This window comes from Paraburkholderia atlantica (assembly GCF_000092885.1).
GTDB classification, from domain to species: domain Bacteria; phylum Pseudomonadota; class Gammaproteobacteria; order Burkholderiales; family Burkholderiaceae; genus Paraburkholderia; species Paraburkholderia atlantica.
Genome location: NC_014117.1, coordinates 416,342 through 435,679, shown reverse-complemented (window position 1 = coordinate 435,679; position 19,338 = coordinate 416,342). Strand labels below are relative to the sequence as shown.

Below are 19,338 nucleotides of genomic sequence, written 5' to 3'. Positions count from 1 at the left end.
TGGACGCTTCTCGACAGATTCGGGCGAGGCGCCAGAACCAACCTAAAGCCCGGCTTCACGTTATACCTGGGGGATTTGCTGCCGGGCGTATTCGCCCGGTAATCCTGTCTTGCGCCGGCACTATCAAAAATAAAGCCGACTATTCACGATGAGCACGACCACCGCCCTGCCCGCGCGCCGCGCCCCGGATAGCTTCGCGATCCTGTTGATGATCGGCCTGTGCGCAATCTGGGGCCTACAGCAAGTCGCGATCAAGACCACCAATGCGGCGGTGCCGCCGGTCTTTCAAGCGGGGCTGCGCTCGACGATCGCGGCGCTGCTCGTGTGGGCATGGGCACGCTCGCGCGGCACGCCGCTCTTTCGTGACGACGGCACGCTCGGCGCGGGCCTGGTCGCGGGCGTGCTGTTCGCGGCCGAGTTCGTTTGCATCTTTTTCGGCCTGACGCTGACTAGCGCGTCGCGCATGGCGGTCTTTCTGTACACGGCACCGTGTTTCACGGCACTCGGCCTGCACTGGTTCGTCGATGGCGAACGCATGCGGCGCATCCAATGGCTCGGCATCGTCGTCGCGTTCGCGGGGATAGCGCTCGCATTCGCCGATGGCTTCCTGCACCCGGACGCCGGCGCGACTGCAAGCGCAGCCCACGGCTCGACGCTCGCAGGCGCGGCCGGCGATGCGCTAGGCGTGCTCGCCGGCATCGCATGGGCCGCGACCACGGTGGTCGTACGCGGCTCGCGGCTGGCGCAGACGAGCGCGAGCAAGACGCTGTTCTATCAGTTGACGGTGTCGGCGGTGGTGCTGCTCGCGCTGGCGCTCACGCTCGGCGAAGTGCGCGTGGAAAGCGTGACGCCGCTCGCGTTCGCGAGCCTCGCGTATCAGGCCGTGATCGTCGCGTTCGTCAGCTATCTGTTGTGGTTCTGGATGTTGACGCGTTACATCGCGTCGCGGCTGTCGGTGTTTTCTTTTCTGACGCCGATGTTCGGCGTGACCTTCGGCGTGCTGCTGCTCGGCGAGTCGTTCGGCGCGCGCTTTCTGATCGCCGCGCTGCTGGTGCTGACCGGCATCGCGCTCGTCAACGCGCCTGCGAAACGCTAAGCGGCTCGACGGCGGTGGCCGCGGCGCCGTCGTCAAACGTCGAGACTACTCCGGGGCGGCGGCCGAGCGCGCCGCCACCGCCTGCGCCACACTCACGTATTCGGCGACCGGCACGTCCTCCGCGCGGCGTTGCAGATCGAAGCCGAGCGCGTCGAAATCGACCGTGTCGCGCAGCGCGGCGAGCGTGTTGCGCAGCATCTTGCGACGCTGCGAAAACGCCGCCGTCACCACCTCGCCGAGCACGTTTTCATCGACCATCGGCAGTTCGTGCCGCTCGTACGGGATCATCCGCACGATCGCCGAATCGACCTTCGGCGGCGGTTGGAATGACTCGGGTGGCACGTCGAGCTGCTTGTCGATCACGTAGCGATATTGCAGCATCACCGACAGGCGACTGAACGCCTTCGTGCCCGGTTCCGCGACCATCCGCTCGACCACCTCGTTCTGCAGCATGAAGTGCTGATCGATCACGCGGTCTGCAAACGTCGCCAGATGAAATAGCAGCGGGCTGGAAATGTTGTACGGCAGATTACCGACGATGCGCAGCGACGCCTTGTCGCCCGGTGCCGCGAGCGAGCCGAAGTCGAATTCGAGCGCGTCGCCCGAGTGCAGTTCGAGCAGCTCGCCGAACTTCGTCTTCAGACGGCCGATCAGATCGCGGTCGAGTTCGACCGCGTGCAGCGGCGACTCGGGCGTCGCGAGCCGCTCGATCAGCGGCTCGGTCAGCGCGCCGAGGCCCGGACCGATCTCGACCATGCGCTCGCCGCGCTTCGGCCGGATCACGTCGACGATCGAATCGATCACGCCCATGTCGACCAGAAAGTTCTGACCGAAACGCTTGCGCGCGAGATGGCCCTGGTGCCGGCCTTGCTGTCTGCTGGTGGACATCGGAGAAACGCTAGAAAGAAAACTGCTTGAGAATGAAGGACGTCACGGTGGAAATACGACGCCGCGCGGCGCGTCACGCGCGCCGCAACCGCTCACGTCACCCGCGCGTCAGCCCGCGCGACGATGCTGCGCCATCGAAACAGCCGTGTCGATCGCGGCCATCAGGCTGCCCGCGTCGGCACGGCCGGTGCCGGCCAGATCGAGCGCGGTGCCATGATCGACCGACGTGCGGATGATCGGCAGGCCGAGCGTCACGTTGATCCCTTCGCCGAACGTCGCGAACTTCAGCACCGGCAAGCCCTGGTCGTGGAACATCGCGAGCACGCAGTCGGCTTCTTCGAGATAACGCGGCTGGAACAGCGTGTCGGCCGGATACGGACCGCGCGCGTCGATGCCCTCGCCGTTCACCTGCTGCAACGCCGGCGTGATCACGTCGATTTCCTCGCGACCCAGGTAGCCGTTTTCGCCCGCGTGCGGATTGAGCCCCGTCACGAGAATGCGCGGCGCGGGCAAGCCGAAGTGATGACGCAGGTCGTGATCGATGATGCGCAGCGTCGCGACGAGGCTTTCGATCGTCAAGGCCGCCGACACGTCCTTCAACGGCAGATGCGTGGTCGCGAGCGCGACGCGCAGCGGCCGCTTGCCGGTGCCCGCGAGCATCATCACGACGCGCGGCGTATGGGTGCGCTCGGCCAGATATTCGGTGTGGCCGGTGAACGGCACACCGGCGTCGTTGATCGTGCTTTTTTGCAGCGGCGCAGTGACGATCGCGTCGAACTTGCCGGCTACCGCGCCGTCGATCGCCGCATCGAGCAGATCGAGCACATAGCGGCCGTTCGCGGCGTCGAGCTTGCCTGCCTGCGCGGGTGCGCCGAGCGGGTGAGGTTCGAGACGCACGCGCGGGCCCTGCACGAGCAGCGCGGTCCAATCGACACCGACCGCGCGCGCCCGCTCAGCGAGCAATTGCGCATCGCCGAGCACGGTGAACTGTGCGTGAGGCCAGTGCGCCGCCGCCCCCGCCAGCGCCTGCACGGTCAGTTCGGGACCGACGCCGGCGGGCTCGCCGGTCGTGATCGCGATCTGCAGCGGACGGTGGGTGGGCTGAGCAGCGCTCGTCATGGCATGGGCTCCGTTACTGCACGTTCGCCGTGGTCGGCTTCACTTCGACGTACGCGGTATCGCGCAGCTCACGCAGCCAGTCGGCGTACGCCTGTTCCGCCTTGCGCTGACCGATGGCCTGACGTGCGAGATCCATCTGCTGTGCAATCGAGCCTTCCGCGTCGCGGCGGCCGAGCACCTGAATCAGGTGGTAGCCGTATTCGCTGCGCACCGGTTCGCTGATCTGACCGTCCTGCAGCGCGTTCATCGCGCGCTCGAACTCGGGCACCGTCTCGCCGGGGCTGATCCAGCCGAGGTCACCGCCTTGCGACGACGAGCCGTCCTGCGAGTAGGTGTGCGCGAACTTCGCGAAGTCGCCGCCGGCGGCGATCTGGTTGCGGATGTCGATCAGCTTCTGGCGTGCCTGCGGCTCGGACTGACCGTCGCCGACGCGCAGCAGAATGTGGCGCACGTGCGTCTGCACGAGCTTCGGCGCATCCGCGCTGGTGCCCTGGCCGGCACGGCGCTCGACCAGACGCACGATTTCGAAACCGTCGTTGGTGCGGATCAGATCCGGACTGATCTCACCCGGACGCAGTGTCGACGCGGCCTTCACGAACTCGGGCGGCAGCTTCGACGGTGCAAGGAAACCGAGATCGCCGCCATTCTTCGACGCGTCCGGCGCTTGCGAATTGGCCTTCGCGAGCTTTCCGAAATCCGCGCCGCCCTTTGCTTCGGCGAGCAGCCCCTGAGCCTTCTTCTGTGCCGCCTCGATGTCGGTCTCCGGCGCGTTCAGCGGCGCACTCACGAAAATGTGCTGCATGTGCAGGTCGCTCGTCTGGCCGGCGCCCGGGCCGCGCTGGCTGGCGATGTAGTTCGCGACCTCGGCGTCCGTCACCGTGATCTTGCTGTCCACTTCTTTCTCGCGCAGACGCGACAGCGTCAGCTCCGTGCGCGCGTCGTTCGAGAACGTGGCCCAGGGCACGCCTTGCGCCTCGATGCGCGCGCGGTACATTGCGAGCGGCATGTTGTTCGCCTGCGCGAGACGCTCGAGCGTGCGCTGCACGGCTGCGTCGTCGATGTTGATGCCGTCTTCCTTGGCCTTCTGCAACTGGATGCGCTCGAGCACCATCTGCGTGAGCACCTGCTGGCGCAACTGGTCGGTCGGCGGTACCGGAGCGTTCTGCTGGTTCAGCCGGTGCGCGATCAGACCGACCCGCTCGTCGAGCTCGCGCTGCGTGATGACACCGTTGTTGACCACCGCGGCGATGGTGTCGACCGTCTGGCCGCTATTGCCGCCCAATGCCTGCGCCTGTACCGACGCGACTGGAACGAAGGACGCCGCGGCGACGAGACCCGCCGCGAGTATTGCCAAGCGAAGCTGTTTCATGATTGCCACAGATACTCCAATGATGTCGGGCGCTTCGCCCGTCTTTTCGCATGCCATGAATGACCGGGCGACCGTCATTCGTAGTTGGTGAACCGCGACTCCGGCGGTGGCGGCGGCGGCAACGGCGTATAGCCGGCCACACTGCTGCGGAACGCGGTCATCAGCCCGTTGTCGACGCTCGACAACCCCTTGAACGTCAACTGCGCGAGAAACCGCGTGCTCGACTGAGTCTGTCCCGACGAGTTCAGGCCGTTCGCATAGCGCTGGATGCCGGCGCCGAGCGTCCAGCAATCCGCGTCGTATTGCAGGCCGACCAGGCCGTCGACGATACGGTGGCCACCGAGGTCGTAGTTGAACCGGCCGACACCGTACATCCGGTGCGACAGCGGCCATTGGCCCGAAATCAGCACCTGGTTGATCGGCTGGTTGTCGAGCGTGGTGTTGGCGCGGGTGTAGCGGTACGCCACGTTGAGGACCTTGCCGGTCTCCGGACTGAACCCGAAGCCGACGCTCGTCTTCGTGAGCTGGTTATTGTCCGCATTATATTGGAACGCCGTTTCCGAAGCGAAACCGGCACCCAGCTTGATCGCCGCACCCGCGATCAGGTCCGAGTGCGTGGCCTGCGCGCTCGTCTGCGAAGGCTGCAACGTGACGCGCTGATCCCGGAAATAGTACTGCTGCGCGATCACGAAACGCGCGCGTTCGTCGCCGGTGGCCGGGTTGATGAAGCGCGTGGTGAGACCCGCGGTCAGGCGGTTCGCGTCGGCGATCCGGTCGTTACCGACGAACGTGTTCGGCGTGAAGATTTCCGCGAGGCCGAAGTCGGACTCGGCGGTATCGAACAGCGGCGCGTTGTTCTGGTTGCGGTACGGCGTGTAGACGTAGTACAGCCTCGGCTCCAGCGTCTGGATGAAATCCTGGCCGAACAGGCGCACCGAGCGCTCGAAGGTCAGCCCCGTGTCGAACGTGAAGGTCGGGATCGACTCGGTGAAATTCTTCTGCGGGTTCGGCACCCCGTTCAGATCGGTGCCGATGTTGTTCAGGTTGTACGACGCGAAGTGCCACTGCACCTTCGGCGTGACGAAGTAGCCCGGTCCCACCACCGAATACGACACGTACGGGTTGAACAGCACCCGCTGGCCTTCGGTCAGATCCGCGGTGGTGATGCGGAAGTTCGTGTAGTCGGCCTCGGCGCCGAAGTCGAAGCCGCCGACGTTGTACTTCGCGTACTTCACGTTCAGCTGCGGCTCGCGGCCGTACGGCGCGACCGACTCCTGCAGCGTCTGCCAGTGCTGCTCGCGCGCGAGCACGGACCACGGCCCGTTGTTGTAGGTCACCCCGGCTTCCTGCTGGTACAGGAGCTGGAGGCCGTTCATGAACTGGTTGACCGACGACGACAGGTCTTGCGGATAGGTGTTATCCGAAACCTTGTTGTAGTAGATGTAGCCGCCGAAGCCGTTACCGAAATTCTGGTTGTGCTGGATGTACAGCGCGTAGCGGTTGGTCTTCGTCAGGCGATCGTCAGGCAGAAATTCACCGGTGATCGAACCGGAATACGTCGGCGACAGATAGCGGAACGTGCTCTGCAGCTGCACACCGCGCTTCGAGATCAGACGCGGCGTGACCGTCAGATCGCGATTCGGCGCGATGTTGAAGTAATACGGCACCGACAGCTCGAAGCCGTTCGACGAGCTGAGCGAGAACGTGGGCGGCAACAGGCCGCTGCGCCGCTCGCCCGACAGCGGGAACGACAGCCACGGCGACGCGAACACCGGCACGCCCTGGAAGAACAGCACGCTGTTGTAGGCGACGCCTTCGTCCGCGCCGGTGTCGAAATCGAACTCGCTGCCCTTGATGTACCAGGCCGGATCGTCCGTGCACGCGCATGCCGTGTAGGTGGCCTTCGTGAACACCGAACGCTCGGCGTCGAGCAGGTCGACGCGCTGTGCGCTGCCCGAGCCGCCCGTCAACGTGAAGCGATACTTCGGCGCGGTCATGAAACCTTCGGTCGAATCGACGCGCAGATGCGCTTCGGGCCCGATGAAGGTATTGCCGGTATTGATCACGTGGACATTGCCGTACGCATCGGCCATGTCCGTGTCCTGATCGTAGTGCAGGCCGTCGGCCTTGATCACGGACGTGTTGTGGCGCACTTCGGCCGAGCCCTTGGCGGCCAGATCCTGGTCGACCGTGCCGCTCGCGTGGTCGCCGAGCACGAAGGTGGCCGGCCGCTGGCCCGTTTGCAACGGATGATCCTCGAGCTGCGGCGCGAGCTGCATGCCCCATGGCGGGTAGACCGGTTGCGGTTGCGCAGCTTCCCCCACCAGCTGGGCGTGCGCAAGCGCGGGCATCAGGCCCGGAACGGCGACAAGCGCCGCGACGAGCCGCCTTTTGCGCGGCGCTACTGCACAGGAAGGAGTGGTATCGGAAAGCTGTCTGGGCGGCATGTATCGTTTGGCGAGTCGACCCGTGTGCAAGCTTCCGTCGTCACGATCCACCGCCTGCACACCGCGACCGTGAGAGTCGGCTGCACGTCTGGATTCCCAATTTGCCGAGTGATGAGGCGGGCGGTAAAACGGAGCACGCGAAAGCTGGCGTGTGAGTCGCGTCAAAAAAGTCGTGGGGTATTATATGGCAAGACGTTGTCCCCAAGAATTTGCCGCCGCTTTTCATGACGCTGCCTTCCACCCAAGACTTCACCGACCCCCGTCTCTCCCTGCTCAAGGCCTGGCTGCAAGGCCACGCGGCGCGCCATGCGCTGGAGCTCGACACGATCGTTCCGGCCTCGTCCGACGCCAGTTTCCGCCGTTATTTCCGGCTCGCCGGTAAGCCGCCGCAAGGCAACGGCGCGGCCACGCTGATCGCCGTCGACGCGCCGCCGCCCGAAAAATGCCGCGAATTCGCGCAGATCGCGCAATTGCTCGACGCCGCCGGCGTGCACGTGCCGCGCGTGCTCGAGGTCGACTTCGACGCGGGCTTCATGCTCGTCACCGATCTCGGCACCGCGCCATACCTCGGCGCGCTGACCGACGCGCAGGCCGCAGGGGACACCCGCGCGGCCCGTAAGCTGATGCGCGACGCGCTCGACGCGCTGATCCGCTGGCAGCTCTGCTCGCGCGAAGACGTGCTGCCGCCGTTCGACGAAGCGTTCCTTCATCGCGAAATGGAGCTGATGCCCGAGTGGTTCATCGGCCGGCACCTCGGCCGCGAGGTCGATGCCGCAACGCGCGCGCAGCTCGATCGCACGTTCGCGCTGCTGATCGCGAGCGCGCGCGCGCAGCCGCAAAGCTTTATGCTGCGCGATTTCATGCCGCGCAATCTGATGATCGCCGAGCCGAACCCCGGCGTGATCGACTTCCAGGACGCGGTGTACGGCCCGATCTCGTACGACGTCGTGTCGCTGCTGCGCGATGCGTTCCTCAGCTGGGACGAGGAGTTCGAGCTCGACTGCTTCGTGTACTACTGGGAGCGCGCGAAAAAAGCCGGCCTGCCGGTCGATGCCGATTTCGGCGAGTTCTACCGCCAGCTCGAATGGATGGGGCTGCAGCGGCACATCAAGGTGCTGGGCCTGTTCTGCCGCATCAACTACCGCGACGGCAAGGCGCATTACATGAAAGACCTGCCGCGCTTCATCGGCTATGCGCGCAAGGTGGCCGAGCGTTACGCGCCGCTGCGCGGGTTCGCGAAACTGCTCGACGACCTCGAAGGCCGCGCGCAGGAAATCGGCTACACCTTCTGACCGATGACGATGTCCGTGAAGAAAGCGATGATTTTCGCCGCTGGCCGCGGCGAGCGCATGCGTCCGTTGACCGACACGTGTCCGAAGCCCTTGCTCGAAGTGGGCGGCAAGCCGCTGATCGTGTGGCAGATCGAACGGCTCGCGCGGGCCGGCATCCGTAGCATCGTGATCAACCATGCGTGGCTCGGCGCGCAGCTCGAAGCAGCGCTCGGCGACGGTTCGCGCTGGCAGGTCGAGCTGCACTACTCGCCCGAGCACGAGGCGCTGGAGACCGCGGGCGGCATCGCGCAGGCGCTGCCGCTGCTGACCGACGACGGTGCGGATCACGTGTTCGTCGCGGCAGCCGGCGACGTCTACACCGACTACGACTATGCCGCGCTGCACGCGCACGCCGGCGCGCTGAAGGCGCTGCCCGAGCCCGGCATGCATCTGGTGATGGTGCCGAATCCGGCGTTTCATCCGAACGGCGACTTTGGCCTCGTCGACGGCGTGCTGTCGCTCGACACGCAGCCGCGCCTCACGTTCGGCAGTTTCGGGCTGTACGACACGCGCATGTTCCGCGATCTGCCGCGCGGCACTCGGCGCGCGCTGAGCCCGTATTATCGCGCGACGATCGCGCGTGGGCTCGCGAGCGGCGAGCTGTACGAAGGCGTGTGGGAAAACGTCGGCACGCAGGCGCAGCTGGAAGCGCTCGATCGGCTGCTGCGCGCGCGCTGAGCTTTACTTCGCCGCGCTGTCGCCGGCCCCGACCGCTTCCGCCCTTTCCACCGCGTCCGTGGTCTGCGCGGCGCGCTGCTGCAGCGCCCACATCTGCGCGAACAGGCCGTTCGCGCGCAATAGCTCGGCGTGCGTGCCGCGCTCGACGATGCGCCCCTTGTCCATCACGATGATCTGCTGCGCGTGCACGACCGTCGACAGCCGGTGCGCGATGATCAGCGTCGTGCGTTCGCGCGCGATCAGGTCGAGCTCATGCTGAATCGCGCGCTCGGAGCGCGAGTCGAGCGCGGACGTCGCTTCGTCGAACAGCAGGATCGGCGGATTCTTCAGGATGGTCCGCGCGATCGCGACGCGCTGCTTTTCGCCGCCCGAGAGCTTGAGCCCGCGCTCGCCGACCGGTGTGTCGTAGCCCTTCGGCAGACTCTCGATGAACTCGTGGATATGCGCGGCACGCGCCGCCGCGATCACTTCGTCGCGCGTCGCCGACGGCCGCCCGTACGCGATGTTGTAGTAGATGGAGTCGTTGAACAGCACCGTGTCCTGCGGCACGATGCCGATCGACGCACGCAAGGAGTCCTGCGTGACGTCGCGAATATCCTGCCCGTCGATCCGGATCGCGCCGCCCGTCGCGCGGTCGAGGTCGTAGAAGCGGAACAGCAGCCGCGCGAGCGTCGACTTGCCCGAGCCGCTATGGCCGACCACCGCGGTCGTCGTGCCGGCCGCGATCGTGAAGCTCACGTCGTGCAGAATCGGTCGCGAAGACTCGTACGCGAAGCTCACGTTGTCGAAACGCACTTGCGCGCCGCGGACCTGCAAGGCCACTGCATTGGGCGCATCGGGCACTTCCTGCGGCGCGCCGAGCAGCGTGAACATGCGGTCCATGTCGGTCAGGCTCTGCTTCAGCTCACGATAGACCACGCCGAGGAAATTCAGCGGGATGTACAGCTGCAGCATGAACGTGTTGATCAGCACGAGGTCGCCGAGCGTCAGGCGCCCGGCCATCACGCCCTGGGTCGCGCGCCACAGGATGAATACGAGCCCCGTGCCGATGATCGCCTGCTGCCCGAAGTTCAGCGCCGACAGCGAACGCTGCGACTTGATCGCCGCCGCGCGATAGCGCTTCAGGTTTTCGTCGTAGCGGCTCGCTTCCCACTCCTCGTTGCCGAAGTACTTGACGGTTTCGTAGTTGAGCAGCGAGTCGATCGCGCGCGAATTCGCCTTCGAATCGAGCTCGTTCATCGTGCGGCGAAAGTGCGTGCGCCACTCGGTGACCTTCACCGTGAACGCGATGTACGCCGCGAGCGCGATGAACGTGACGATCGCGTAATAGGCCTCGTATTTGACGACGAAAAAGCCGAGCACGAGACCGACTTCGACGAGCGTCGGCAGGATGCTGTACAGCGAATAGGAAATCAGCTGCGTGATGCCGCGCGTGCCGCGTTCGATATCGCGCGACATGCCGCCCGTCTGCCGCTCCAGATGAAAGCGCAGCGACAGCCCGTGCAGATGACGAAACACTTTCAGCGCCAGCTGGCGCACTGCGCTTTCGGTCACTTTCGAAAACAGCATCTCGCGCAGTTCGGTGAAGAACGACGTGGACAGCCGCACCACCGCATACGCGACCACCAGCAAGCCGACGCCGCCGAGCAGCACGATGCCGGGCGCGTCCTGCGCGCGCCCGAGCGCGGTCAGATGGCGGATCGACGCGAGACTGTCGACGATGTGCTTCATCACGATCGGCACGCCGAGGTTCGCGACCTTCGCGCCGATCAGGCAGCCGAGCGCAATGCCGACTCGCCATTTGTAGGTTGCAAGGTACGGCAGCAGCGACAGGATCGTTTGCCAGTCGTTGCGGGGTCCGGTGGAAATCGGCGAGGGTTCTGACGAAGGAGCGCGGCGCATAAATCGTGGGGAGAGTGTGGAACTGCCGGAGTTCGCAGCGGCGCGGCTCGCGCGCCTGGCTGGGCGCTTTCCCGTACAATTCCTGATCCCCCGTATTGTCGCAGAAGCCAGCTGGCGGCGCTTTCCGCCGCCTACGGTCGGGCTGGCCCAGCCATTCCGTCCGTGCGCGTCAATACACTCGAACACGTTCCCCAAGGATGTCCCGATGACCGATCTTCTTCAACTTCCTTCCAAGCCTTGCGCGCTGCGCGTGATGCCACAGCCGTCGGACGCGAACATTCACGGCGACGTGTTCGGCGGCTGGATCATGGCGCAGGTCGACATCGCCGGCTCGATTCCGGCAAGCCGTCGCGCGAATGGACGGGTCGCGACGATCGCGGTCAATTCGTTCCTGTTCAAGCAGCCGGTGTTCGTCGGCGACCTGCTGAGCTTTTACGCGGATATCGTGAAGACCGGCAATACGTCGGTGACGGTATCGGTCGAGGTCTACGCGCAGCGGATGAGCCTGTCGCAGGAAGTCGTCAAGGTCACGGAAGCGATCCTCACCTACGTCGCCACCGACAGCGACCGCCGTCCGCGCGCGCTGCCTGTGCTGGACTGAGCCGGCAAGGATGCTTAAGCTAGCGGTTCCACGCGCCACGCGCCGCGCCACCCGCTAGCCGTTTCAGCCGATCAGCGCATGAGGCCCGGGCGCCCGATAGTCGTTCTTCCAATGGAAACGTGATGAAACTGATCGGAATGCTCGACTCGCCGTACGTGCGGCGCGTCGCCATCTGCATGAAGCTGCTCGCGCTCGACTTCGAACACGAGTCGATTTCGGTATTCCGCACCTACGACCAGTTCGCGAAGATCAACCCGGTCGTCAAGGCGCCGACGCTCGTCGCCGACAACGGCGCGGTCGTGATGGATTCGGCGGTGATCCTGCAGTATCTGGCGACGCTCGCCGGTCCCACCCCACTGTTCCCGACGCAAGCCGACGCGGCGTTGCGCGCCGCGCGTCTGACGGGTCTCGCGCTCGCCGCGTGCGAAAAGAGCGTGCAAATCGTCTACGAGCGCAATCTGCGGCCTCAGGAGAAGCAGCATGAACCGTGGGTGGAGCGCGTGCGAACGCAACTGCTCGCCGCCTATGCCGAGCTCGAACGCGAGTTGCGCGAAGGGCCGCTGCCCGACACGCAGCAGCAGTTCAGCGCGGCGGACGTAGCCGTCGCCGTCGCGTGGCAGTTCACGCACATGATGCTGCCGGATGAGGTCAGCAAGACCGATCATCCGCGGCTCGAACAATTTTCCGCGTTCGCGGAAAGCCTGCCGGTATTCAACGACACGCCGGCGCAGTGATCGGCGTTTGACGCGACACGCGGCGACACGCGGCGACCCGCGGCGACCTTGGGCGCCGCGCGTCTCGCCCCCCTCACGCCGGCTCCAGCTCCGGCACCAACCCGCCGTGCAGCAGCTCGGAAATACCTTCCGTCGATAGCGGCTTGGCGAAATAGAAGCCCTGCATTTCGTCGCACGCGCGTTCCTTCAGGAAGTCGAGTTGCGCGGACGTCTCCACGCCCTCGGCGATCACTTGCAGCTTCAGCGAATGCGCGAGCGCGATGATCGCCGATGTGATCGTCTCGTCGTCGCCCGACACGCCGATATCCGACACGAACGAGCGGTCGATCTTCAAGCGGTCTACCGGAAAGCGCTTCAGATAGCTGAGGCTCGAATAGCCAGTGCCGAAATCGTCGATCGCGAGACCGATGCCGAGCGCGTGCAGCTCGTTGAGCATCAACACCGCTTCTTCCGCGTTGCGCATGATCGTGCTTTCGGTCAGCTCCAGTTCGAGGTACCTCGGTTCGAGCCCGGTCTCGGCGAGCACCTGCATCACGAGCTTCGCGATGTTGCGCTGCTGGAACACCCGCGCCGACAGATTCACCGACACGCGCGCCGGCGGCAAGCCCTGATCCTGCCACGCCTTGTTCTGGCGGCACGCCTCGCGCAGCACCCACTCCGATAGCGGCCCGATCAGCCCGCTTTCCTCGGCAAGCGGAATGAACGACGACGGGGGCACGAGCCCGGCCTCGGGATCGTGCCAGCGCACCAGCGCCTCGATGCCGACGATCTGGCCGCTGACGATATCGACCTGCGGCTGATAGTGCAGCAGGAACTCGTTGTCGCGCAGCGCGCGGCGCAGGCGTCGTTCGAGATTCAGGCGCGCGCCCGCGCTCGCGTTCATCTCCGGCTGATAGAACTGGAACGTGTTGCGGCCCATGTCCTTCGCGCGGTACATCGCGACGTCGGCCTTCTTCATCAGCGTTTCTGCATCGTCGCCGTCCTGCGGGAACAGGCTCGCGCCCATGCTGCAGCCGACGTACAGCTCGGTGCCGTCGAGCCACACCGGCTCCGCGATCGACGCGCGCACGCGCTCCATCCACGTGATCAGCGATTGCTCGTCGACGGTGTCGGTCATCACGATCACGAACTCGTCGCCGCCGTGGCGCGCCACCGTGTCGCTGGTGCGCGAGCAGCGCGCGAGCCGTTCGGCGACCACGCCGAGCAGCCGGTCGCCGACGCTATGGCCGAGGCTGTCGTTGACGTTCTTGAAACCGTCGAGATCGAGGAACACGACCGCCACGCCCGTGTGATGCCGCTGCGCGACGACGAGCGCATGTTCGAGCCTGTCGCGCAGCAGGTTGCGGTTCGGCAGCCGCGTCAGGCCGTCGTAGTTGGCCTGGTATTCGAGCTGTTCCTGATAGCGGATCAGTTCGGTCACGTCGTTGATGACGCCGATATGATGGGTGATCACGCCTTCCGCGTTCGGCACCGGCGCGATGAACAGCTGATTCCAGAACAGCGCACCGTCCTTGCGATAGTTGCGCACCACCGCGCTGACCTCGCGATTCGCCGCGAGCGCCTCGCGGATCAGCGCGACGCCCTCCTGGTCACGGTCGTCGCGCTGCAGCACGCGGCAGTCGTGACCGATCACCTCATCGAGATCGTAGCCGGTGATGCGCATGAACGCCGGATTCACGTATTCGATCAGATTGCCCGACGGCGACGGCGCGGTGATCAGGATCGCGTTGACACTCGCGTCGAGCGCACGGCTTTGCAGACGCAGCGCGAGGTCGGCGCGCTTTTGCTCGGTGATGTCGGTGTAAGAGCCAAGCACGCCGATCACCTGGCCGTCGCCGTCGGTGAACGGCAGCTTGCTCGTGACCCTCGTCCGATGCACGCCGTCGATCACGAAGTCGACCTCGAAGTTCATCTTCGGCACGCCGGTGCTCGCGACTTCGCGATCGTGCTCGTTCAGCAGGTCGGCGAACGCGCGCCACGGCAAATCGGTGTCGCTCTTGCCGACCACCTGCTCGGGATACGCGAGCCCCGCATCGCGCGCGAACGCCATGTTGCAGCCCAGATAGCGCGAGTTCAGATCCTTCCAGAAAATACGCTGCGGAATGTTGTCGATCACCGCTTCGAGCATTTGATTCGAGCGCAGCGCTTCGGCTTCGGCGTTGATCTGATCGGTGACGTCGTCCGCCAGCACGAACGACGCGTCGCGGCCCATGAAGTTGAGCGCGTGATACGACACGTTGACGCTGATGATCGAGCCGTCCTTGCGCCGATGCCGCCAGATGCCTGCCATCGTGTGGCTCTGGCGCAGGTCCGCGCTGCGCGCCAAATGCCTCTCGAGGCGCGCGACTTCGGAGGTCGGGCGAATCGCGCGGATCGTCATGCCCAGAAACTCGCTTTCCGTGTAGCCGTATTGCTCGATCGCGGCCGTGTTGACGGCGAGAAAGCGCAGTGTGTCGCGATCGAAGATGTACATCGGCACCGTGTGATCGTCGAACAGGCTGCGAAAACGCTCGTCGTTGCGCGCCAGCGCGCGGGCGCTGCGCAGCTTTTCACGCACGCTGTTCTCGCGCACGCCGAACGTGAGCATCAGCAGCACGCTGCCGGAGAGCATCGTCACGAGCAGCACGAACATCGCGCGCTGGCTGTCGCTCGCCGATGCCGCGAGCGCGGCTTGCAACGAGCGGGTTTCCTCGCTGCGCAACGTGGCGAGCGCGGCTTCGACACGCTCTAGCGAGGAGGCAAGCTGCGGGTTGGACGGCGCGGAGTCGACGGATGCGTCGAGGGGGGCCGAGATCGGTGCTCCGGTCGGTGCCGCGCCCGACGTCGCGCTGGCCGCGCCGGGTAAGTCGCTCGCGGTACCGCGCAGCGTGTCCTCGAGATCGTGCTGCAGCGCGTGCCGCGCCGCGCTCAGGCTGGCGAGCGCCCCCGACATGGACGGCTCGCTCGCGAGCTCGTCGCGCAGTGCGTCCTCGCGGCTCGCGAGTGTATTCATCATCGAAGCGGCCGCGTCCGGCGGCACCGGATCGCCCGATTCCTTCCGGCGGTGCACCACGGCAAGCGCTTTACCTAGCGCGGCGTGATACGCATCGAGGTTCTGGCGCACACTGGTCGAGCGCGCGAGGCGCGCATCGGCATCGCGCTGCCCGCGAATCTGCGTGTACGCGACGAACGCGTTTGCACCGACCGCGACGACCACGACCGCAATATTGATCAGCAGTCGCTTCGACAAAAAAGGATTCATGGGTTCCGAACGTCAATCGTTCCGAGGGCGGGAGAGCGCGCTCGCTACCGGTGCGTTGGGCCGCATCGATGCAAATCTTTTACGCGCCAACCTTTGGATATCGGCAGCGATCGGAGGCGGGTTGAGGGTCGGCGTGAAAAAAATCTGAGGATTGGGGGAAGGTTGCGAGATGGTGGGGGCGCCTGGCGGGGGGCGCCATGGTGGGGGTATCGGGCGGGCCGGTCCGTGGCCGGCAGTGCCTAGCCGGCCGCACCTAGCCGGCCGCTCCAAATTCCTTCATCGCCGGGACGAAATCGTGGTTCGCCTCGGGCTTGCGGGACAGCTTCGCGAGCACGTAGCGCTTGAATGGATCGAGCTCGGCCCAGCGCGCGACGCTCGGCGCGGCGAGTCCGGCCAGCCCCGCCTGGTGTGCGACGCCGTCGGGCACACTGTCGGTTTGACGCCAGGCTGGCGACTCCTCCGGCGTGAACCACTCCGGTTCGATGTTCGCGTGCGTGCGCAGCATCTCGAACAGCGCGTGATCGAAATTCGGTTCGATCTGCGTGTCTTCTTCGACCGGGAAACGCGCGAGCAGCTTGCGGTCTTCGAGCGGCAGTTGCTGCCATTGCGCGAGCGTGATGCGCAGCCCGAAACGGTCGAGATTGAAGCGCACCGACATCGGGATATAAGTGAAATTCTCCGAAGACGCGACTTCGAAGTCGAACAGAAGCGGTGCTTCGTTGAGTCCCATGTCAGTGCTCCTTGTCGGTGGCGGACAGCGTGCGGGCGTCGCTTGAGGTATTTTAGAACCTTATTCGCGCGACGGCGGCCCGTGCGACGGCGGCCGCGAAGCATCCGGCGAGCCCGACGGACACTTGAATGCGCGGCATGGCACAGGAGCGAAGCAGCTTGAACGGACAGGAAAACGGACGCGCAACCGAGGCGCCAAACGGCCAGCCCCACGACCTCGACAGCGACGAACAAGCCGGCGCGGTGCAACTCGAAGTGCACCGCCATCGGGGCACGGCGATCGAAACCGCCACCGATCACGTCGGCCAGGAGTGGCCGGTCGCGCTGGTGTTCAACGGCATATCGCACGCGGTGATGATGTGCACGCCGCGCGATCTCGAAGCGTTCGCGGTCGGCTTCGCGATTTCGGAGGGGATCGTCGAGCGTGGCAGCGACATTCAGGACATCGAGGTCGAACTGCACGGGCATGGCGAACTGCCGCATGCTGAGGTGCAGTTGCAGGTCGTGCAGCAGGCTTTCGCCGGTTTGAAGGAAAAGCGCCGCGCGCTGGCCGGGCGCACCGGCTGCGGCGTGTGCGGCATCGAAAGCATCGATCTGCTCGATCTGAAACCGCAGCGGGTACCCGACACCGGTTTTCTGCAGCGGCTCGCGCCCGATGCGATCGCGCGCGCCGCGCGCGCGCTGCCCGAGCACCAGGCGCTCACGCGTTTGACGGGCGGCCTGCACGCGGCCGCGTGGTGTGATGCGCAAGGCGTGATCCGCTATGCGTTCGAGGACGTCGGCCGCCACAACGCGCTCGACAAGCTGATCGGCCAGCTCGTGCTCGATCGCGCCGACACGCGCGACGGTTTCGTGTTTCTGTCGAGCCGCGCGAGCTACGAACTGGTGCGCAAGGCTGCGCGCGTCGACGTGCCGATGGTCGCGACGATCTCGGCGCCGTCGTCGCTCGCGATTGCGATCGCACGCGAGGCGCGCGTGCGGCTCGTGAGCTTCTGCCGCGAAGGCAGTTACGTCGATTACGACACGTGGCAGCCGCAGGTTTGAGCGATTGAAGCGGCGCAGCGGCGACTCACGGGTAACTCGACGCGAAGCACGGCTGCGCCGCAGGTCGCTCAGTCGAACTGCCGGAAATCCGGCTTGCGCTTCTCGAAGAACGCCTTGAACGCCTCGCGCGCCTCGGGCGCGAGCAGCATCTTGCCGAAGTGCACGAATTCCTCGGTCATCTGCGTTTGCACTTCCTGTTGGCTCGCGCGTTTCATCAGGCTCTTCGTCACACGCAACGATGACGCCGGCAGCGCCGCCAGCTTCGCAGCCTGCGACGCCGCGAACGCGTCGACTTCGCCCGCCGGCAGCACGCGATTCACCAAGCCCATACGGAGCGCTTCCGCCGCGTCGAATGCCTCGCCGAGCAGCAATTTTTCCGCCGCCGCCTGGTAGCCGGCCACGCGTTGCAGCAGCAGGCTCGACGCCGCCTCCGGGCACAGCCCGAGCTGTGTGAACGGCAGCGAAAAACTCGCGGTGTCGGCCGCGTAGACCAGATCGCAATGCAGCAGCAACGTCGTGCCGACGCCAACCGCCGGCCCCGCGACCGCCGCCACGAGCGGCTTCTCCGCCGCGCTGATCGCGCGCAGGAACTGGATCACCGGCGGGTTGCCGCCGACCTGCGGCGTCTTCATGAAGTCTTCGAGATCGTTGCCCGCGCTGAAAATGCCCGCGCTGCCGCGAATCAGGATCGCGCGCACCGACGCGTCGCCCTGCGCTTCCACGAGCGTGTCGGCCATCGTCTGATACATCGCGGCCGTGATCGCGTTTTTCCTGCCGGGCCGGTTGAAGCTGATGGTCAGCACCGCATCGGCGCGCTCGACCAGAATATCCGTCATCATCCCGCTCATCTCCCTGTCTCCTGCTGAATGTAAAAACGGTTCGCAAGCCGGGCGGCCTGCGAACCGTTGCGCGGTCCTTAATGGATCACCGAAGGAGCCCCCGTTCGATCAGCGGCTCACAAACGCTCGATGATGCCCGCCGCGCCCATGCCGGTACCGACGCACATCGTCACCATGCCGTACTTGTAGTTGCGGCGGCGCAGGCCATGCACCACGGTCGCCGCACGAATCGCGCCCGTCGCGCCGAGCGGATGGCCCAGTGCGATCGCGCCGCCGAGCGGGTTGAGCTTCGATGCATCGAGGCCGAGGTCCTGAATCACCGCGAGCGACTGCGCGGCGAACGCCTCGTTCAGCTCGATCCAGTCGAGGTCGTCCTGCTTCAGCCCCGCAGCCTTCAGCGCGGCCGGAATCGCTTCCTTCGGGCCGATGCCCATGATTTCCGGCGGCACGCCGCGCACCGCGAAGCTGACGAAGCGCGCGAGCGGCGTCAGGTTGAACTGCTTGAGGATCTTTTCCGACACGACGATCAACGCGCCCGCGCCGTCTGAGGTCTGCGAACTGTTGCCCGCCGTGACCGAGCCCTTGTTCGCGAACACCGCGCGCAGCTTCGCCAGGCCTTCCATCGACGTGTCCGCGCGCGGGCCTTCGTCGAGCTTCACCTCGCGCGTTTTCACGTTGATTTCACCGGTCGCGAGATCGGGCACGCGGTCGGTGATCGTGTACGCGGCGATTTCGTCGTTGAATTCGCCGGCTTGCTGCGCGGCGATCGCGCGGCGGTGCGATTCCACCGAGAACGCGTCCTGCGCTTCGCGGCTGATCTTCCAGCGCTCGGCGACTTTTTCCGCGGTCAGGCCCATGCCGTATGCGATGCCGACGTCTTCGTTGCGATCGAAGATATGCGGCGACAGCGACGGCTTGTTGCCCATCATCGGCACCATGCTCATCGATTCGCAGCCGCCCGCGATCAGCGCGTGAGCTTCGCCGACGCGGATACGATCCGCGGCCATCGCGAGCGCTGTCAAACCCGACGCGCAGAAGCGGTTCACCGTGACACCGCCGACCGTGTTCGGCAGACCGGCGAGTAGCGCGCCGATCCGCGCGACGTTCAGGCCCTGCTCCGCTTCCGGAATCGCGCAACCGACGATCGCGTCTTCGAGCACGCCGGTGTCGAGGCCGGGCACCTGGGCGACGGCCGACTTGATCGCGTGAACCAGCAGCTCATCCGGGCGTGTGTTCCTGAACATGCCGCGCGGCGCCTTGCCGATCGGCGTGCGGCTCGCGGCGACGATATATGCGTCTTGCAATTGCTTGGTCATTTCG

At 65.6% G+C, this 19,338-nt stretch carries 15 protein-coding genes; 6 read left to right on the top strand and 9 right to left on the bottom strand.

The annotated features are described in order from the left end of the window. Positions 1 to 148: 148 nt before the first annotated feature. Positions 149 to 1,096, top strand: coding sequence for a DMT family transporter (locus BC1002_RS01985; protein WP_013088400.1), 948 nt, complete (start codon positions 149 to 151; stop codon positions 1,094 to 1,096). 45 nt (positions 1,097 to 1,141) lie between these two features. Here BC1002_RS01985 and rsmA read toward each other — a convergent pair whose 3' ends face one another. From rsmA to BC1002_RS01965, 4 genes are all read right to left on the bottom strand, one after another. Further along, complete coding sequence (gene rsmA / locus BC1002_RS01980; RefSeq protein ID WP_013088399.1) at positions 1,142 to 1,984, bottom strand: 16S rRNA (adenine(1518)-N(6)/adenine(1519)-N(6))-dimethyltransferase RsmA; 843 nt, start codon at positions 1,982 to 1,984, stop codon at positions 1,142 to 1,144. Between the two features lie 108 nt (positions 1,985 to 2,092). Beyond that, complete coding sequence (pdxA, locus tag BC1002_RS01975) at positions 2,093 to 3,103, bottom strand: 4-hydroxythreonine-4-phosphate dehydrogenase PdxA (RefSeq protein WP_013088398.1); 1,011 nt, start codon at positions 3,101 to 3,103, stop codon at positions 2,093 to 2,095. 13 nt (positions 3,104 to 3,116) lie between these two features. After that, positions 3,117 to 4,481 (bottom strand): peptidylprolyl isomerase, encoded by a 1,365-nt coding sequence (locus BC1002_RS01970; protein WP_026228000.1) that lies wholly within the window; start codon positions 4,479 to 4,481, stop codon positions 3,117 to 3,119. A gap of 65 nt (positions 4,482 to 4,546) precedes the next feature. Further along, positions 4,547 to 6,919 (bottom strand): LPS-assembly protein LptD, encoded by a 2,373-nt coding sequence (locus BC1002_RS01965; RefSeq protein WP_013088396.1) that lies wholly within the window; start codon positions 6,917 to 6,919, stop codon positions 4,547 to 4,549. Between the two features lie 224 nt (positions 6,920 to 7,143). Here BC1002_RS01965 and BC1002_RS01960 point away from each other — a divergent pair, with 224 nt between their 5' ends. After that, positions 7,144 to 8,211, top strand: a complete 1,068-nt coding sequence (locus tag BC1002_RS01960; RefSeq protein WP_013088395.1) for an aminoglycoside phosphotransferase family protein — start codon at positions 7,144 to 7,146, stop codon at positions 8,209 to 8,211. 3 nt (positions 8,212 to 8,214) lie between these two features. Further along, complete coding sequence (gene murU / locus BC1002_RS01955; protein WP_013088394.1) at positions 8,215 to 8,928, top strand: N-acetylmuramate alpha-1-phosphate uridylyltransferase MurU; 714 nt, start codon at positions 8,215 to 8,217, stop codon at positions 8,926 to 8,928. A gap of 3 nt (positions 8,929 to 8,931) precedes the next feature. Here the strand turns inward: murU and BC1002_RS01950 are convergent, their stop codons facing one another. After that, positions 8,932 to 10,830, bottom strand: a complete 1,899-nt coding sequence (locus tag BC1002_RS01950; protein WP_013088393.1) for an ABCB family ABC transporter ATP-binding protein/permease — start codon at positions 10,828 to 10,830, stop codon at positions 8,932 to 8,934. A 205-nt stretch (positions 10,831 to 11,035) separates the two neighbouring features. Between BC1002_RS01950 and BC1002_RS01945 the strand changes: the two genes are divergently transcribed. Both BC1002_RS01945 and BC1002_RS01940 read left to right on the top strand, forming a co-directional pair. Then, positions 11,036 to 11,431 (top strand): acyl-CoA thioesterase, encoded by a 396-nt coding sequence (locus BC1002_RS01945; RefSeq protein ID WP_013088392.1) that lies wholly within the window; start codon positions 11,036 to 11,038, stop codon positions 11,429 to 11,431. Between the two features lie 122 nt (positions 11,432 to 11,553). Further along, positions 11,554 to 12,165, top strand: coding sequence for a glutathione S-transferase family protein (locus BC1002_RS01940; protein ID WP_013088391.1), 612 nt, complete (start codon positions 11,554 to 11,556; stop codon positions 12,163 to 12,165). Between the two features lie 73 nt (positions 12,166 to 12,238). On the opposite strand, the gene BC1002_RS01935 is transcribed toward BC1002_RS01940, so the two are convergent. Together BC1002_RS01935 and BC1002_RS01930 are read right to left on the bottom strand one after the other, a co-directional pair. Next, positions 12,239 to 15,406, bottom strand: a complete 3,168-nt coding sequence (locus tag BC1002_RS01935; RefSeq protein ID WP_013088390.1) for a sensor domain-containing protein — start codon at positions 15,404 to 15,406, stop codon at positions 12,239 to 12,241. 253 nt (positions 15,407 to 15,659) lie between these two features. Continuing rightward, the gene (locus BC1002_RS01930) at positions 15,660 to 16,136 is read right to left on the bottom strand and encodes a nitrate reductase associated protein (RefSeq protein ID WP_013088389.1); all 477 of its coding nucleotides are present in this window, start codon (positions 16,134 to 16,136) and stop codon (positions 15,660 to 15,662) included. Between the two features lie 158 nt (positions 16,137 to 16,294). Between BC1002_RS01930 and fdhD the strand changes: the two genes are divergently transcribed. After that, positions 16,295 to 17,179 (top strand): formate dehydrogenase accessory sulfurtransferase FdhD, encoded by an 885-nt coding sequence (fdhD, locus tag BC1002_RS01925; RefSeq protein ID WP_013088388.1) that lies wholly within the window; start codon positions 16,295 to 16,297, stop codon positions 17,177 to 17,179. Positions 17,180 to 17,247: 68 nt separating this feature from the next. Here the strand turns inward: fdhD and BC1002_RS01920 are convergent, their stop codons facing one another. Further along, positions 17,248 to 18,018, bottom strand: coding sequence for an enoyl-CoA hydratase (locus BC1002_RS01920; protein WP_041734270.1), 771 nt, complete (start codon positions 18,016 to 18,018; stop codon positions 17,248 to 17,250). 116 nt (positions 18,019 to 18,134) lie between these two features. Next, a complete protein-coding gene (locus BC1002_RS01915) occupies positions 18,135 to 19,334 on the bottom strand; it encodes an acetyl-CoA C-acyltransferase (RefSeq protein WP_013088386.1) in 1,200 nt (399 codons plus the stop codon). Positions 19,335 to 19,338 lie beyond the last annotated feature (4 nt).

What these genes read in the sequence shown, in the direction of transcription:
- BC1002_RS01985 (WP_013088400.1), top strand. Translation starts at nt 149, where the DNA reads ATGAGCACGACCACCGCCCTGCCCGCGCGCCGCGCCCCGGATAGCTTC.
- rsmA (WP_013088399.1), bottom strand. Translation starts at nt 1,984, where the DNA reads ATGTCCACCAGCAGACAGCAAGGCCGGCACCAGGGCCATCTCGCGCGC.
- pdxA (WP_013088398.1), bottom strand. Translation starts at nt 3,103, where the DNA reads ATGACGAGCGCTGCTCAGCCCACCCACCGTCCGCTGCAGATCGCGATC.
- BC1002_RS01965 (WP_013088396.1), bottom strand. Translation starts at nt 6,919, where the DNA reads ATGCCGCCCAGACAGCTTTCCGATACCACTCCTTCCTGTGCAGTAGCG.
- BC1002_RS01960 (WP_013088395.1), top strand. Translation starts at nt 7,144, where the DNA reads ATGACGCTGCCTTCCACCCAAGACTTCACCGACCCCCGTCTCTCCCTG.
- murU (WP_013088394.1), top strand. Translation starts at nt 8,215, where the DNA reads ATGACGATGTCCGTGAAGAAAGCGATGATTTTCGCCGCTGGCCGCGGC.
- BC1002_RS01950 (WP_013088393.1), bottom strand. Translation starts at nt 10,830, where the DNA reads ATGCGCCGCGCTCCTTCGTCAGAACCCTCGCCGATTTCCACCGGACCC.
- BC1002_RS01945 (WP_013088392.1), top strand. Translation starts at nt 11,036, where the DNA reads ATGACCGATCTTCTTCAACTTCCTTCCAAGCCTTGCGCGCTGCGCGTG.
- BC1002_RS01940 (WP_013088391.1), top strand. Translation starts at nt 11,554, where the DNA reads ATGAAACTGATCGGAATGCTCGACTCGCCGTACGTGCGGCGCGTCGCC.
- BC1002_RS01935 (WP_013088390.1), bottom strand. Translation starts at nt 15,406, where the DNA reads ATGAATCCTTTTTTGTCGAAGCGACTGCTGATCAATATTGCGGTCGTG.
- BC1002_RS01930 (WP_013088389.1), bottom strand. Translation starts at nt 16,136, where the DNA reads ATGGGACTCAACGAAGCACCGCTTCTGTTCGACTTCGAAGTCGCGTCT.
- BC1002_RS01920 (WP_041734270.1), bottom strand. Translation starts at nt 18,018, where the DNA reads ATGATGACGGATATTCTGGTCGAGCGCGCCGATGCGGTGCTGACCATC.
- BC1002_RS01915 (WP_013088386.1), bottom strand. Translation starts at nt 19,334, where the DNA reads ATGACCAAGCAATTGCAAGACGCATATATCGTCGCCGCGAGCCGCACG.